General features: G+C 70.6%; 12 protein-coding genes. 7 read left to right on the top strand and 5 right to left on the bottom strand.

Annotated elements, in window-relative coordinates:
- From nirB to Q5762_RS20830, 5 genes are all read left to right on the top strand, one after another.
- Positions 1 to 2544 (top strand): nitrite reductase large subunit NirB, encoded by a 2544-nt coding sequence (gene nirB, locus Q5762_RS20850; protein ID WP_315893691.1) that lies wholly within the window; start codon positions 1 to 3, stop codon positions 2542 to 2544.
- A 6-nt stretch (positions 2545 to 2550) separates the two neighbouring features.
- Positions 2551 to 2916: a nitrite reductase small subunit NirD gene (nirD, locus tag Q5762_RS20845; protein WP_315893690.1), complete on the top strand. Its 366-nt coding sequence runs from the start codon at positions 2551 to 2553 to the stop codon at positions 2914 to 2916.
- A 46-nt stretch (positions 2917 to 2962) separates the two neighbouring features.
- Complete coding sequence (locus Q5762_RS20840; protein ID WP_315893689.1) at positions 2963 to 3547, top strand: TetR family transcriptional regulator; 585 nt, start codon at positions 2963 to 2965, stop codon at positions 3545 to 3547.
- 100 nt (positions 3548 to 3647) lie between these two features.
- Positions 3648 to 4409, top strand: coding sequence for an SDR family oxidoreductase (locus Q5762_RS20835; protein ID WP_315893688.1), 762 nt, complete (start codon positions 3648 to 3650; stop codon positions 4407 to 4409).
- A gap of 56 nt (positions 4410 to 4465) precedes the next feature.
- Complete coding sequence (locus Q5762_RS20830) at positions 4466 to 5407, top strand: oxidoreductase (RefSeq protein WP_315893687.1); 942 nt, start codon at positions 4466 to 4468, stop codon at positions 5405 to 5407.
- A 22-nt stretch (positions 5408 to 5429) separates the two neighbouring features.
- Here Q5762_RS20830 and Q5762_RS20825 read toward each other — a convergent pair whose 3' ends face one another.
- A complete protein-coding gene (locus Q5762_RS20825; protein WP_315893686.1) occupies positions 5430 to 5840 on the bottom strand; it encodes a VOC family protein in 411 nt (136 codons plus the stop codon).
- Positions 5841 to 5981: 141 nt separating this feature from the next.
- Here Q5762_RS20825 and Q5762_RS20820 point away from each other — a divergent pair, with 141 nt between their 5' ends.
- On the top strand, positions 5982 to 6551 hold the full coding sequence (locus tag Q5762_RS20820) for a hypothetical protein (protein WP_315893685.1): 570 nt from the start codon (positions 5982 to 5984) through the stop codon (positions 6549 to 6551).
- On the opposite strand, the gene Q5762_RS20815 is transcribed toward Q5762_RS20820, so the two are convergent.
- A complete protein-coding gene (locus Q5762_RS20815) occupies positions 6523 to 7575 on the bottom strand; it encodes a hypothetical protein (RefSeq protein ID WP_315893684.1) in 1053 nt (350 codons plus the stop codon). The two genes, Q5762_RS20820 and Q5762_RS20815, sit on opposite strands and share 29 nt — an antisense overlap.
- 169 nt (positions 7576 to 7744) lie before the next feature.
- Here Q5762_RS20815 and Q5762_RS20810 point away from each other — a divergent pair, with 169 nt between their 5' ends.
- Positions 7745 to 8905 carry an alkaline phosphatase PhoX gene (locus tag Q5762_RS20810; RefSeq protein ID WP_315893683.1) on the top strand — a complete coding sequence of 387 codons (1161 nt, stop codon included), beginning with the start codon at positions 7745 to 7747 and terminating at the stop codon, positions 8903 to 8905.
- On the opposite strand, the gene Q5762_RS20805 is transcribed toward Q5762_RS20810, so the two are convergent.
- From Q5762_RS20805 to dusB, 3 genes are all read right to left on the bottom strand, one after another.
- A complete protein-coding gene (locus tag Q5762_RS20805; protein ID WP_315893682.1) occupies positions 8875 to 10014 on the bottom strand; it encodes a winged helix-turn-helix domain-containing protein in 1140 nt (379 codons plus the stop codon). The two genes, Q5762_RS20810 and Q5762_RS20805, sit on opposite strands and share 31 nt — an antisense overlap.
- Positions 10015 to 10611: 597 nt before the next feature.
- Positions 10612 to 13323: a pyruvate, phosphate dikinase gene (ppdK, locus tag Q5762_RS20800; RefSeq protein WP_315893681.1), complete on the bottom strand. Its 2712-nt coding sequence runs from the start codon at positions 13321 to 13323 to the stop codon at positions 10612 to 10614.
- Positions 13324 to 13699: 376 nt separating this feature from the next.
- The gene (gene dusB, locus Q5762_RS20795; RefSeq protein ID WP_315893680.1) at positions 13700 to 14836 is read right to left on the bottom strand and encodes a tRNA dihydrouridine synthase DusB; all 1137 of its coding nucleotides are present in this window, start codon (positions 14834 to 14836) and stop codon (positions 13700 to 13702) included.
- Positions 14837 to 14847 lie beyond the last annotated feature (11 nt).

The following is a 14847-nucleotide window of genomic DNA, read 5'->3' as shown; positions in this document are numbered from 1 at the left end:
ATGTCGACCACGCACACCCCCTCCCGGCCCACCCTCGTCCTGGTCGGCCACGGCATGGTCGGCCAGCGGTTCCTGGAGGCGCTCGCGGACCGGGGCGTCACCGAGCGCGCGCGGGTCGTCGTGCTCTGCGAGGAGCCACGTCCCGCCTACGACCGCGTCCAGTTGACCTCGTACTTCAGCGGCCGCACCCCCGACGACCTGTCCATGGTCGAGGACGGCTTCATGGCGAAGCACGGCATCGAGCTGTACGTCGGCGACCCGGCCGAGTCCGTCGACCGCGAGGGCCGTACGGTCACCGCCCGCTCCGGGCAGGTCTTCCCGTACGACACGCTCGTCCTGGCCACCGGCTCGTACCCGTTCGTGCCGCCCGTCCCCGGCAAGGACGCCCGCGGCTGTTTCGTGTACCGGACGATCGAGGACCTGCTGGCGATCGAGGAGTACGCCAAGACGGCGACGACCGGCGCGGTCGTCGGCGGCGGGCTGCTCGGCCTGGAGGCGGCCGGCGCGCTCAAGGGGCTCGGACTGGACACGCACGTCGTGGAGTTCGCGCCCCGGCTGATGCCGGTGCAGGTGGACGAGGGCGGTGGCGCGGCGCTGCTGCGCACGATCGAGCGGATGGGGCTGACCGTCCACACCGGCACCGGTACGCAGGAGGTCGTGACCGAGGACGGTTCGGTCACCGGGATGAAGCTGTCGGACGGCTCCGAACTGGCCACGGACATGGTGGTGTTCTCGGCGGGCGTACGGCCTCGGGACCAGCTGGCGCGCGACTGCGGCCTGACGGTCGGCGAGCGCGGCGGCATCGCGGTGGACGAGCGGTGCCGGACGTCCGACCCGGCCGTGTTCGCGATCGGCGAGTGCGCGCTCGCGGCCGACGGCCGGGTGTACGGCCTGGTGGCGCCCGGCTACGAGATGGCCCTGACGGCGGCGGCGACGATCGCTTCCGACGAGGAGGACCGGACGTTCACCGGTGCCGACATGTCGACCAAGCTGAAGCTGCTCGGCGTGGACGTGGCCTCGTTCGGCGACGCGCACGGCGCGGCCGACGGCTGCCTCGACGTCGTCTACTCCGACTCCCGCTCGGGCGTCTACCGGAAGCTGGTGGTCGACGCCGACGGCGTGCTCCTCGGCGGTGTCCTGGTCGGCGACGCCGAGTCGTACGGCATGCTGCGGCCGCTCACCGGCTCCGTACCGCCCGTCTCCCCCGACCAGCTGGTCCTCCCGGCCGGCGCGGGCGCGCCGGTCGCGCTCGGCCCGTCCGCGCTGCCGGACGACGCCGTCATCTGCTCCTGCCACAACGTCACCAAGCACGCGATCACCCAGTGCGCGACGCTGCCGGAGGTGAAGAAGTGCACCAAGGCGGGGACGGGCTGCGGCAGTTGCGTCAAGCTGATCGGCCAGCTGCTGCCGGAACCGGCGGACAAGGGGCTGTGCGGCTGCTTCTCGTACACCCGCAGTGAGCTGTACGAGATCACCCGTTCGCTGCGGATCACGTCCTTCGCCGGGCTGCTCGACTCGCACGGCCGCCCGGAGGCGCGCGGCGGCGAGGGCTGCGAGGTCTGCAAGCCGACGGTCGGTTCGATCCTGGCCAGCCTGAACCAGGGCTACATCCTGGACGGCGAGCAGGCCTCCCTCCAGGACACCAACGACCACTTCCTCGCCAACCTCCAGCGCAACGGCTCGTACTCGGTCGTGCCCCGCATACCGGGCGGCGAGATCACCCCGGAGAAGCTGATCGTGATCGGCGAGGTGGCCCGCGACTTCGGCCTGTACACCAAGATCACGGGCGGTCAGCGGATCGACATGTTCGGCGCCCGCGTCGAGCAGCTGCCGGCGATCTGGACCCGACTGGTGGACGCGGGCTTCGAGTCGGGGCACGCGTACGGCAAGTCGCTGCGGACGGTGAAGTCCTGCGTGGGGCAGACCTGGTGCCGCTACGGCGTGCAGGACTCGGTGAAGATGGCGATCCAGCTGGAGCTGCGCTACCGGGGCCTGCGCTCGCCGCACAAGCTCAAGTCGGCGGTCTCCGGCTGCGCGCGGGAGTGCGCGGAGGCGCAGTCGAAGGACTTCGGCGTCATCGCGACGGCCAACGGCTGGAACCTGTACGTGGGCGGCAACGGCGGCGCGACCCCGCGCCACGCGGACCTGCTGGCCCAGGACCTGTCGGACGCCGAACTGGTGCGGCTGATCGACCGGTTCCTGATGTTCTACATCCGTACCGCCGACCGTCTGGAGCGCACCTCGGTGTGGCTGGAGCGCCTGGAGGGCGGGCTCGACCATCTGCGGGACGTGGTCGTGCACGACTCGCTGGGGCTCTGCGACGAGCTGGAGGCGTTGATGACGGCCCATGTCGCGGACTACCGGGACGAGTGGGCGGCGACCCTGGACGACCCGGACCGGCTGCGCCGTTTCGTTTCGTTCGTGAACGCACCGGAGGCGCCGGACCCGACCGTGCGGTTCGTACCGGAGCGGGACCAGATCAAGCCGGACCTGACGGTCCTCACCATCGGCACGATGCGCGCCGGAACACTGGAAGGGGTCTGATACCCGATGCTCCTCGAACTCTCCCACGACGCCGAGACCGACACCTGGACGCCGGTCTGCGATGCCTCCCGGCTGACTCCCGGCCGGGGCGTGGCCGCGCTGCTCCCCGACGGGCGGCAGGCGGCGCTCTTCCTGGACCGGGCGGGGCGGGCGTACGCGATCGAGAACCGCGACCCGTTCACCGGGGCGCAGGTGCTGTCCCGGGGGCTGCTCGGCTCTGCGGGCGGGCGGACGTTCGTGGCCTCGCCGCTGCTCAAGCAGCGCTTCGACCTGGAGACGGGGCGGTGCCTGGACGACGAGAGCGTGTCGGTGGCGGTCTTCCAGGTCCGAACGGTGGCAGGCACCCCTTTGCAGGCCGCGGCAAGCGCTTGATCATTCCTTCTTGACCGATCGTTCCAGATAGCCCTAGAGTCGACCCGTGGTCAGGACCAAGGAATTCGATCCCGACGCCGCGCTCCAGGCAGCCCTCGATCTGTTCTGGGCGCGCGGCTACGAGGCGACGACGATGGCGGATCTCGTCGAACACCTCGGGATCGGCCGCGCCAGCATCTACGCGACCTTCGGCAACAAGCACGAGCTGTACATGAAGGCGCTGGACCGCTACCTCCGGACACGTGACCCGGCGATGCTCGAAGAGCTGTCCACGCCGGGTCCCGCACTCCCGCCCGTGCGGGCCCTGATCAGGCGCTTCGCCGCGGAGGCGGGGGCCGAAGCGACACGCCTGAACGGGTGTTTCGTCACCAACTCGGCGGCCGAGCTGGCGCCGCACGACGGGCCGGTGGCGCGCCGGGTGGAGCTGAGCTGGGAGCACGTCGAGACCCTGCTCCACTCCTCCCTGGTCCGCGCCCGCGCCCAGGGTGAACTGCCGGCCGACCGCGACCCGCAGGCGCTGGCCCGGATGCTCCTCGTCCTGACCCAGGGCCTGCGGGTGGTCGGCAAGGCGTCGAGCGACCCGGCCCGGGTGCGCGACGCGGCGGAACAGGCACTGGCCCTGCTGGACTGAGAGATCGAAGCTCAACGAGGAAGGGGCGCCGCACGGCGCCCCTTTCCCCGGCCTTCATATTGGAACGTACGGTCAAGAAACCTAGGGAGTTGGCATCGTCATGCCCGCACGCTTCACCGACAAGCGCGTCCTCGTCACCGGCGCCGGCACCGGCCTCGGGCGGGCCATGGCGCTCGCCTTCGCCGCCGAGGGCGCGAAGGTCGTCGTCGCCGGCCGCGGCGCGGCCCCGCTCGCCGAGACGGTGTCCCTGATCGAGGCCGCCGGCGGCACCGCGGCCGCCGTCACCGCGGACGTGTCCCGCGCCGAGGACACCCAACGCCTGGTCCGCGAGACCGTCGAGACCTTCGGCGGGCTCGACGTCGCCGTGAACAACGCGGGGGTCTTCCGGGGCGGCGCGTCCGCCGCCGACTTCCCTCTGGAGGACTGGCAGACGCTGCTCGACATCAACGTCACCGGCGTCCTCCACTCCCTCCAGGCGGAGATCGCGCACATGCGGGCCAACGGCGGCGGCGCCATCGTCAACATCTCCTCCAACCTCGGCCCGCACGTCCGCATCCCCGGCCTCTTCGGCTACCAGGTCTCCAAGGCGGCGGTCTCCGCGATGACCCGCGCGGCCGCCCTCGACCACGTCGCCGAGGGGGTCAGGATCAACGCGGTCAGCCCGGGCGCCTCGGAGTCCACGATGTCGCTGCGGCCGGGCGAGACGGAGGCCGAGCGGGCGGTACGGATGAAGGACGAGTCGCCGCTCGGCCGGATCTCGGCGGCCTCCGAGGTCGCGGCCGCGGTGCTGTACCTCGCCTCGGAGGACGCCGGTTCGGTCGTCGGAAGCGATCTCGTGATCGACGGAGGCGTTTCGGCCTGAGGCGCTCGGACGTAGTCTGTGCGGTCCTACTCCAGGGTAAGAACGAGGGGGTCCGCATGGCCACGCCCGGCAGGTCCGGCTGGAACACCGCCCACATACCGGACCAGGGCGGCCGTACGGCCGTCGTCACCGGCGCCAACAGCGGCATCGGCCTGGTCACCGCCCGCGAACTCGCCCGCAAGGGCGCCCGGGTGGTGCTCGCCTGCCGCAACGAGGCCCGGGGCACGGCGGCCGTCGACGCGGTACGCCGCGAAGTGCCTGGCGTGGAGGTGGAGTTCCGGCCGCTCGACCTGGCCGACCTGTCCTCCGTACGGGAGTTCGCGGCCTCACTGCCGTACGAACGGCTGGACCTGCTCGTCAACAACGCGGGCGTGATGGCGCTGCCGTACGGCCGGACGGCGGACGGCTTCGAGACGCAGTTCGGCGTCAATCACCTCGGCCACTTCGCCCTCACGGGACTGCTGCTGCCCCGGCTGCTCGACGCCCCGTCGGCCCGGGTGGTCACGGTCTCCAGCAGCCTGCACGCGCTGTCCCGGCTGGACATGGGCGACCTCAACAGCGAGCGGAACTACCGGCGTTGGATCGCGTACGGCCGCTCGAAGACGGCGAACCTGCTCTTCGTCCACGAGCTGGCGCGCCGGCTCGCGGCGGCGGGCGCGGGGATCGTGGCGGCGGCCGCCCACCCCGGGTACGCGGCGACCAATCTGCAGACGGCGGCGGTACGGATGGAGGGCCGCACGGGCGCCGAACGGTTCATGGAGCTCGGCAACCGGGTCTTCGCCCAGCCGGCCGAGGGCGGGGCGCTGCCGACGCTCTACGCGGCGACGGCGGCGGGCGTGGCACCGGACTCGTTCACGGGTCCGTCGTTCCTGATGTGGCGGGGCGCGCCCGGCTCCTCGTGGCGGGCGCGGTGGACGCGGGACGACGTCGCCGGCGAGCGGCTCTGGGTGGCCTCGGAGCAGCTCACCGGCGTGACGTACGACGGCCTCAAGGTGTGACCGGCCGCTGATCAGGCCTTGCTCAGCCCTCGACGGCGGTCGGGTCCATCCACATGACCTCCCAGTGGTGGCCGTCGGGGTCCGAGAACGAGCGGCCGTACATCGAGCCGAAGTCGAGGGGCTCCTTCGCCGCCGTACCACCGGCGGCGAGGGCGCCGTCCGCGAGCTCGTCGACCTTCTCGCGGCTCTCGGCGCTCAGGGTGAGGAGGACCTCGGTCGAGGTGGTCGCGTCGGCGAGCTCCTTGCCCGGCTTGGTGAACTCCTTGAACTTCGACTCGGTCAGCAGCATCGCGAAGATCGTGTCGCTGATGACCATGCAGGCGGCCGTGTCGTCGCTGAACTGCGGGTTGAAGGAGTAGCCGAGCTTGCTCCAGAAGGCCTTGGTGGTCTCCAGGTCCTTCACGGGCAGGTTGACGAAGATCATCTGGGTCATGGCGTTCGCTCTCTCGTGTGTCTGAAGGTGTCTCGTGCGGCTCGTGCGGCTCGCGTGCGCTTTCGAGAGTTAAGACGGCGGGCCCCGACGGAACTCATCGGAGCGCGGGAAGTTTTTTCGGGAGCGGGCTAGCGTCGGGGTATGACCCCCGCAGGCAGGAAGATCATCGAACGATTGTCCGACGACGCCCTGGCCGCCGCCACCGGGAAGGGCTGGACGGCCTGGTTCGCGCTGCTGGACACCTGGGGCGCCACCGGCCAGGGCCACACCGCGATCGCCCGCCATCTGGTCGACGCGCACGGGGTCAGCGGCTGGCACGCCCAGTCGATCACCGTCGGCTACGAGCAGGAGCGCGGGCTGCGCCAGGTCGGCCAGGCCTCCGACGGCGGCTGGAAGGTGAGCGCGAGCAAGACGGTGAACGCCCCCGCCGACCGCTGCACGGCCGCCTTCGCCGACGAGGACCTGCGCCGCCGCTGGCTCCCGGACGGCGAGCTGGAGGTACGCACCCACCGGCCGGGGAAGTCCCTGACGGCGGACTGGGACGGCGGCACGAGCCGGATCGAGGTCTACCTGACGCCGGCGGGCGAGACCAAGACCCGGGTCGGCATCGGCCACACCAAGCTCCCGGACGCGGACGCGGTCACCGCCTACAAGGACTTCTGGCGCGAACGCCTCGCCGAACTCAAGACGCTCCTGGAGCCGGGGGCGTAAGCCCCCAGCGCCTGAGCGTCTCGCCCGCCTCGTCGTACGTGATCCAGCTGCCGTCCCCGAGCGGCCGGGGCATGCTGTCGAGCGCGCCCGAGGGGTACCCGACGCTGCCGCGTATCTCCAGGGTGCGGGCGTCCAGGAGCCAGTGCCGCCGGTCCTCGTCGTCCGCTCCGTACTCGACCCCGCTGGAGACGATGACGTGGTCGGCGTCGACGAATCCGCAGGCCCAGTCCCAGGACAGCTCGTCCTGCTCGGCGAGGACCGTGCCGTCCAGGGCGTGCAGCCGGAGGTCGTCCCCGTAGTGCGCCATCGTGAGGAAGCCCCCGTGCGCCGGGTGGACGTCCATCAGGATCCGGTCCTCGGTCTCGTTCAGGTCCCAGCTCGTCAGCGCCTCGCCGTCCCAGCGCCCCCAGTACAGCAGGATGCCGTCCTGACCCATGCCGATGGAGAGCCCCATGTGGACGCCGTCGGGGTGGGAGACGTGGTGCGAGCCGGCCGCCGCGCTGTCCTCCAGCGGGAGCCGGGCGAACTCCCGTCCGTCCCGCGCGTCGAGAACGACCCAGCATTCGCCGTCCCCTTCCTGGTTGACCACATGGGCCCAGACGAGCCGGCCGTCGTCGGAGACCCGGGACGAGCCGTGCTCGAGCCCCCGGCAGACCTGCTGCTCGTCCCCGGTGTGCGGGTGGTCCAGCTCGGGACCCCAGCACCCGTGACGGTACTCCCACAGCGTCGCCCCGCCCGCGTCCACCGCCCGCACGGCCCGCTGTCCGGAGAAGACCGCGAACGTGGCGTCCGGGCTCACCGAGTCCACCCCCCGGTCCCACCCCGGCCACGGCACCGGGAAGACGGCGACGGGCGCCCGCTCCCCCGCCAGGACGTCGTCCAGGTCGTAGACCTCCAGCTCGTGCCCGTTCGGCAGCAGGGCCCGGCCCGGCCCCTCCCCTCGGGCCTCGAAGGCGAAGCCGTTGACCAGTGCGCTCCCGCCCGGAAGCCGTACGGAGGCGAGCAGTTGTGCGGTGATCGACATGGGGTCGACCGTAACGAACGCCACTGACATTCGGACCGACGCTTCCCCTTCATCGGTTGTTGCTGCACCGTCAACTCCGTACCAACTCCGTACTCCTAGGTTCCCAAGACGCGCGACCCCGCCGCCGACCGGTGTGGCGGGTTCACACACCACCCCTCTGGAGTGAGACGTGGAGCGACGCAGTTTCCTGCGCGGAGCGGTCATCGGCACGTCGGCGGCCGCCTTCGGCGGCACCCTGATGCGCGGGGCGGCCTACGCGGCCCCCGCACAGCCGGGCGCCGGCCCCTACGGGGCCCTAGGCTCGGCCGACGCCAACGGCATCCTGCTGCCGAGCGGATTCAGCAGCCGGGTCATCGCCCGGTCGGGACAGACCGTCCCCGGTACCTCGTACACCTGGCACAACGCCCCCGACGGCGGCGCCTGCTTCGTCGACGGAACGGGCTGGATCTACGTCTCCAACTCGGAGATCAACCCGGGCGGCGGCGTGAGCGCGGTGAAGTTCAGCTCGACCGGCGCCGTCACCGGCGCGTACCGCATCCTCTCCAACACCCGCACCAACTGCGCGGGCGGCAAGACCCCGTGGAACACCTGGCTCTCCTGCGAGGAGGTCAGCCTCGGCTACGTCTACGAGACCGACCCGTACGGTGTGAACGCCGCCGTCCGTCACGCCTCGATGGGCCGCTTCAAGCACGAGGCCGCCGCCGCCGACCCCGTCCGCAAGGTGATCTACCTGACCGAGGACGAGTCCAGCGGCTGCTTCTACCGCTTCATACCGACCACCTGGGGCAACCTCTCCTCGGGCACGCTCCAGGTCCTGGTGGCCGGCACCGCCACGTCCGGCTCCTTCACCTGGCAGAACGTCCCGGACCCGGACGGTTCGCCGACCACGACCCGTACCCAGGTCTCCGGCTCGAAGAAGTTCAACGGCGGCGAGGGCTGCCACTACGCCAACGACACCGTCTGGTTCACCACCAAGGGCGACAACCGCCTCTGGCAGCTCAACCTCACCAACAGCACCTACGAACTCGCCTACGACGACTCGCTGGTGTCCGGCGGCGGCGCCCCGCTGACGGGTGTCGACAACGTCACCGGCTCCTCCTCCGGTGACCTGTTCATCGCCGAGGACGGCGGGAACATGGAAATCTGCATCATCACGCCCGACGACGTCGTCGCGCCGTTCCTGCGGATCAGCGGCCAGTCCGGTTCCGAGATCACCGGACCGGCCTTCTCCCCCGACGGGAAGCGGCTGTACTTCTCCAGCCAGCGCGGCACCTCGGGCAGCTCCTCGGGCGGCATCACCTACGAGGTGACGGGCCCGTTCCGCGCGTAGAGACGCTCCACGGGGGCCGTCCCGGCGGCCGGTCCTGCCGTTCCTTCCGTTCCGGCAGGTCCGGCAGGTCCGGCAGGTCCGGCCGTTCCGGCGACGGCCCCCGCGACCTTCCGCCGCCGGCCGCCCGCGCCGCCGCCACCGAGCAGCGCGGCGCCCAGCGGTGTGAGGGTGTGCAGGACGGCGTTGCCGTGCCGCAGGGTGGCGACGAGCCCCGCCTCGCGCAGCACGCCCGCGTGCTGGCTGGCCGAGGCGAGCGACACCCCCGCCCTGCGGGCGAGTTCACTCGTGGTGCCGCCGTCGCCTATCGCGTGCAGGACCGCCGAGCGGGTGTTGCCGACCAGCTTGGCCAGCGAGGAGCCGCCCGGCGCGTGCACGGTCGGCGCCTCGCAGTGCGTCGTCGGATAGACGAGCACCGGCGGCAGCGTCGGATCGCGCAGCACGACCGGCGTGCCGCGGCAGAAGAACGAGGGCTGGAGCAGCAGGCCCCGGCCGTCGAGATGCAGGTCGCGCGCGACCGGGTAGTCCGCCTCCAGGACGGGCGCGCGCCAGCGGAACATCGGCGGCAGCGAGGCGAGGAGTTCACCGGCGCCGCCGTCGAGCAGGGCCCGCCCGCGCACGGCCCGGTCGGCCTCGACGCGAGCCCGGATGTGCGGCCAGTACGGTTCGATCGCCGCCCGGTGGTAGCCGCGCAGGGCCCCGAGGAGCCGGCCGAACGGTTCTGCACCGCCCTCGGCGAGGGCGCGCAGCGACTGCGGCACGGTCCGCCCGCCGGCCCGGTCACCGCGGTCGGCGCCCAGCAGGGCCAGCTCGGCGTGGAGCCGCTCGGTCGGGGTCGCCCGGACCGCCTGGAGGCCCTCGTCGAGCCCGTGCAGGCCCTCGGACGGGGTCAGGAAGTCGGGGAAGTAACCCCGACTCGGCACGAGCGCCGCGAGCGGCCGGGTCTCTCCGTTGAGTCTGGCGCGGGTCTGGGATCGCCATTCTCCGTAGACGACCGGGCCGCGCCGGTCCCTAAGCCGATGAAAGCTGAGAATCGTTTCCCACAGAACGTCGGGACGGGCCGCCATCCGAACGCCCGCCACGTCGCTTGCGGTGAAATGAATCCGCAGCATTGAACCCCCACCTGTGCACTCGCAACCACCCCCGTCGATGAGTATGCACATCATCACAGCACGTTACCAGGGTGTTTCAGCCACACTTGAAAAGCATCGCGGGGACCTGGGGCAAACGGAAAAGCTGTGGGGGTCGGGCAGGAAACCTTCAGGACCGAGGTGGCGTGGCGAAGACCGTGGGGGGCTTCACACGTCCGGCGGCGGTCGGCGAGGGTTGCGGCTCACTTGCCCGGCATGGGTAATGGGCGCGGCCACCGGGTGGGGATCCGGGGGCCGCGCCCGCCCTGTTCTTTGCGCAACCAATCGTGGAAAGTTCAAAGCGGAAAGTTCAACGGCCAATAATTCAACCGGCCTCGATTGAACATGAATCCACATTTGTCGAACATCCCGGGGTGGCCCCGCGGTGGACCCTGGGCGGACGAAGTACGACGGGGCGGACACCTCCGCACAAGGTGTCCGCCCCGTCTCTCTTGCTGGCCGGAGCCGCCGCCCATCGGTTTGAGGGTCGGGGACGAACGGCGGCTCCGGCGGTCTTTGCTACTGAACGCCCGGTCAGCGGGCGCCCCGTAGCGCGCCGGCCGGCGACTCAGCGAGTGCTCAGCGGCTGTCGGAGCCCTTCGACTCCGCCGCCGCGCGACCGGCCTCCAGGCGCGCCACCGGGATCCGGAACGGCGAGCAGGAGACGTAGTCGAGGCCGACCTCGTGGAAGAAGTGCACCGACTCCGGGTCGCCGCCGTGCTCGCCGCAGACGCCGAGCTTGATGTCGGGGCGGGTGGCCCGGCCGGCCTCGACGGCGCTGCGGACCAGCGCGCCGACGCCGTCCTTGTCGATGGTCTCGAACGGCGAGACACCGAAGATGCCCTTCTCCAGGTACGCGGTGAAGAAGCTGGCCTCCACGTCGTCCCGGGAGAAGCCCCACACGGTCTGCGTGAGGTCGTTCGTACCGAAGGAGAAGAACTCGGCGGCCTCGGCGATCTGACCGGCGGTCACGGCGGCGCGCGGCAGCTCGATCATGGTGCCGAGCGCGAGCTTCAGCTCGACGCCGGTCTTGGCCTGGACCTCGGCGATGACCTGCTCGGCCTCGTCGCGGACGATCTCCAGCTCCTGGACGGTGCCGACGAGCGGGATCATGATCTCGGCGCGCGGGTCGCCCTTGGCGTCGATGCGCTGGGCCGCGGCCTCGGCGATCGCCCGGACCTGCATGGTGAACAGGCCGGGGATGACCAGGCCGAGGCGGACACCGCGCAGACCCAGCATCGGGTTCTGCTCGTGCAGCCGGTGCACCGCCTGGAGCAGCCGCAGCTCGTTCTCGTGCGGCTCCTTGCGGGCCTCGGCGAGGGCGACACGTACCGACAGCTCGGTGATGTCGGGCAGGAACTCGTGCAGCGGCGGGTCGAGCAGCCGGACCGTGACGGGCAGCCCGTCCATGGCCTCGAAGAGCTCGACGAAGTCCTTCTTCTGCAGCGGGAGCAGGGCGTCCAGCGCCTCGGTCCGCTCCTCGTCGGTGTCGGCGAGGATCAGCTTCTCGACCATCTCGCGGCGCTCGCCGAGGAACATGTGCTCGGTGCGGCAGAGGCCGATGCCCTGGGCGCCGAAGCGGCGGGCGCGCAGCGCGTCCTCGGCGTTGTCGGCGTTGGCGCGGACGCGCAGCCGGCGGACGCGGTCGGCGTAGGCCATGATCCGGTGGACGGCGGCGACCAGCTCGTCGGCGTCGTCGGCGCCGGCGTGCATCCGGCCCTCGAAGTACTCGACGACCGGGGACGGTACGACGGGTACCTCACCGAGGTACACCTTGCCGGTGGAGCCGTCGATGGAGACGACGTCGCCCTCCTCGACGACCTGGCCCGAGGAGGTGGTCATCCGGCGGCGCTTGGTGTCGACCTCGAGCTCCTCGGCGCCGCAGACACAGGTCTTGCCCATGCCGCGGGCGACGACGGCGGCGTGCGAGGTCTTGCCGCCGCGGGAGGTCAGGATGCCCTCGGAGGCGATCATGCCGTCCAGGTCGTCCGGGTTGGTCTCGCGGCGGATCAGGATGACCTTCTCGCCGGAGCGGGACCACTTGACGGCCGTGTACGAGTCGAAGACGGCCTTGCCGACCGCCGCGCCCGGGGAGGCGGCGATGCCGCGGCCGATCTGCTCGACCTTCGCGTTCTCGTCGAACTTCGGGAACATCAGCTGCGCGAGCTGGGCTCCGTTGACGCGCTGGAGCGCCTCCGCCTCGTCGATCAGGCCCTGGTCCACCAGCTGCGTGGCGATCCGGAAGGCGGCACCGGCGGTCCGCTTGCCGACGCGGGTCTGCAGCATCCACAGCTGGCCGCGCTCGATGGTGAACTCGATGTCGCAGAGATCCTTGTAGTGGGTCTCCAGGGTCTCCATGATCTGCATCAGCTGGTCGTACGACGCCTTGTCGATCGACTCCAGCTCGGCCAGCGGCACGGTGTTGCGGATACCGGCGACGACGTCCTCGCCCTGCGCGTTCTGCAGGTAGTCGCCGTAGACGCCCTGGTGGCCGGAGGCGGGGTCGCGGGTGAAGGCGACGCCGGTGCCGGAGTCCGGGCCGAGGTTGCCGAAGACCATGGAGCAGATGTTGACCGCGGTGCCGAGGTCGCCGGGGATGCGCTCCTGGCGACGGTAGAGCTTGGCGCGGTCGGTGTTCCAGGAGTTGAAGACGGCCTCGATGGCGAGGTCCATCTGCTCGCGCGGGTCCTGCGGGAAGTCGCGGCCAGCCTCGGCCTTGACGATCTTCTTGAAGTGCTTGACGAGCTTCTTCAGGTCGGCGGCGTCGAGGTCGGTGTCGACGGTGACCTTCTTGGCGGCCTTGGCCTCGTCGAGGGCTTCCTCGAAGAGCTCGCCGTCGACGCCGAGGACGGTCTTGCCGAACATCTGGATGAGCCGGCGGTACGAGTCCCAGGCGAAGCGCGCGTCGCCGGCCTGGGCGGTGAGGCCCTCGACGGACTTGTCGGAGAGGCCGATGTTCAGGACGGTGTCCATCATGCCGGGCATGGAGAACTTGGCACCGGAGCGGACGGAGACGAGCAGCGGGTCGTCGGCCTGGCCGAGCTTCTTGCCCATCTTCTGCTCAAGGGCGTCCAGGTGGGCGCTGACCTCGTCGCGGAGCGCGCCGGGCTCGGAGCCGCTGTCGAGGTAGACCTTGCACGCCTCGGTGGTGATCGTGAAGCCGGGGGGAACGGGGAGGCCGAGGTTGGTCATCTCGGCGAGGTTCGCACCCTTGCCACCGAGCAGGTCCTTCAGGTCCCTGTTGCCCTCGGTGAAGTCGTACACGAACTTCTGATCTTTGTTTTCCGACACGTGTCTCGACTCCTCGAGGACTCGGTGGCTGCCCTGACGGCGAGGAACATACCCAGATCGAAGGCTCATGTGGAGGTACGCCTACCGGACACGTGGTCTTAACCACCCGTCCGCCAGTACATCGAAAGTAACTGACGAGTAGCTTCCGCTTTCAGACTCCGAAGCCCCCTTGACTCAAACCTGGGGATACGCGCTCACCTGAGCGCCATCCAGAGCATTTGCGTTCAACTCTTGAACGCAAGAGGGGTGGCACCCAGTGCCACCCCTCCATAAGTACAACACCCCGTAATCTGCTCATCTGAGCACCACCCCTATCAAGGGTGGCGAGGATCACGCCGTAAGAACGGCTTGATTCCCACGATCCGGACGTCCGGGATCAGCCCCCGGACGTGTCCAACTCCGCCTCCTCGCTGATGCCCGCGCAGTCGTACGGGTCCTTCAACCAGCCGTCCGGCAGGACCACGCGGTTGTTGCCCGAGGTACGGCCCCGGGGGCCGTCCGCGCCCGTCGGCCAGGGCTGGTCCAGGTCCAGCTCGCTCAACTGAGCGCTCAGCTCGTCGAGGGACGAGGTGATCGCCAGCTTCTTGCGCATCTCCGAGCCGACCGAGAAGCCCTTCAGGTACCAGGCCACGTGCTTGCGGAAGTCGATGACACCGCGCGACTCGTCCCCGAGCCACTCGCCGAGCAGCCGTGCGTGCCGCACCATCGCGTCCGCGACCTCGCGCAGCCCCGGCTGGGCGTAGCCGCCCGTGCCCTCGAAGCCCGCCACCAGGTCGCCGAACAGCCACGGGCGGCCCAGGCAGCCGCGCCCGACGACCACGCCGTCGCAGCCGGTCTCGCGCATCATCCGCAGCGCGTCGTCCGCCGACCAGATGTCGCCGTTGCCGAGCACCGGGATCTCCGGCACGTGCTCCTTGAGCCGCGCGATGGCGTCCCAGTCGGCGGTGCCTCCGTAGTGCTGCGCCGCGGTCCGGCCGTGCAGGGCGATCGCCGTGACGCCCTCCTCGACCGCGATCCGCCCGGCGTCCAGGTACGTGATGTGGTCGTCGTCGATGCCCTTGCGCATCTTCATCGTGACCGGCAGGGCGCCCGCGTTGGACACGGCCTCGTTCAGGATCGCGCGCAGCAGCGGCCGCTTGTACGGGAGGGCGGAGCCGCCGCCCTTACGGGTCACCTTGGGGACCGGGCAGCCGAAGTTCAGGTCGATGTGGTCGGCCAGGTCCTCGTCCGCGATCATCCGCACGGCCTTGCCGACCGTCACCGGGTCGACGCCGTAGAGCTGGATCGACCGCGGCTTCTCGCTCGCGTCGAAGCGGATGAGCTGCATGGTCTTCTCGTTGCGCTCGACCAGCGCCCGCGTCGTGATCATCTCGCTCACGAACAGGCCCTTGCCGCCGGAGTACTCACGGCAGAGGGTGCGGAAAGGGGCGTTGGTGATGCCGGCCATCGGCGCGAGCACCACCGGCGGCTGCACGATGTGCGGCCCGATGGCGAGGGGGGAGAACACGGTCATTAGGCCATTGT

The organism is Streptomyces sp. P9(2023) (assembly GCF_032436795.1).
Taxonomy (GTDB): Bacteria; Actinomycetota; Actinomycetes; order Streptomycetales; family Streptomycetaceae; genus Streptomyces.
This window is presented reverse-complemented; position numbering and strand designations above follow the sequence as displayed.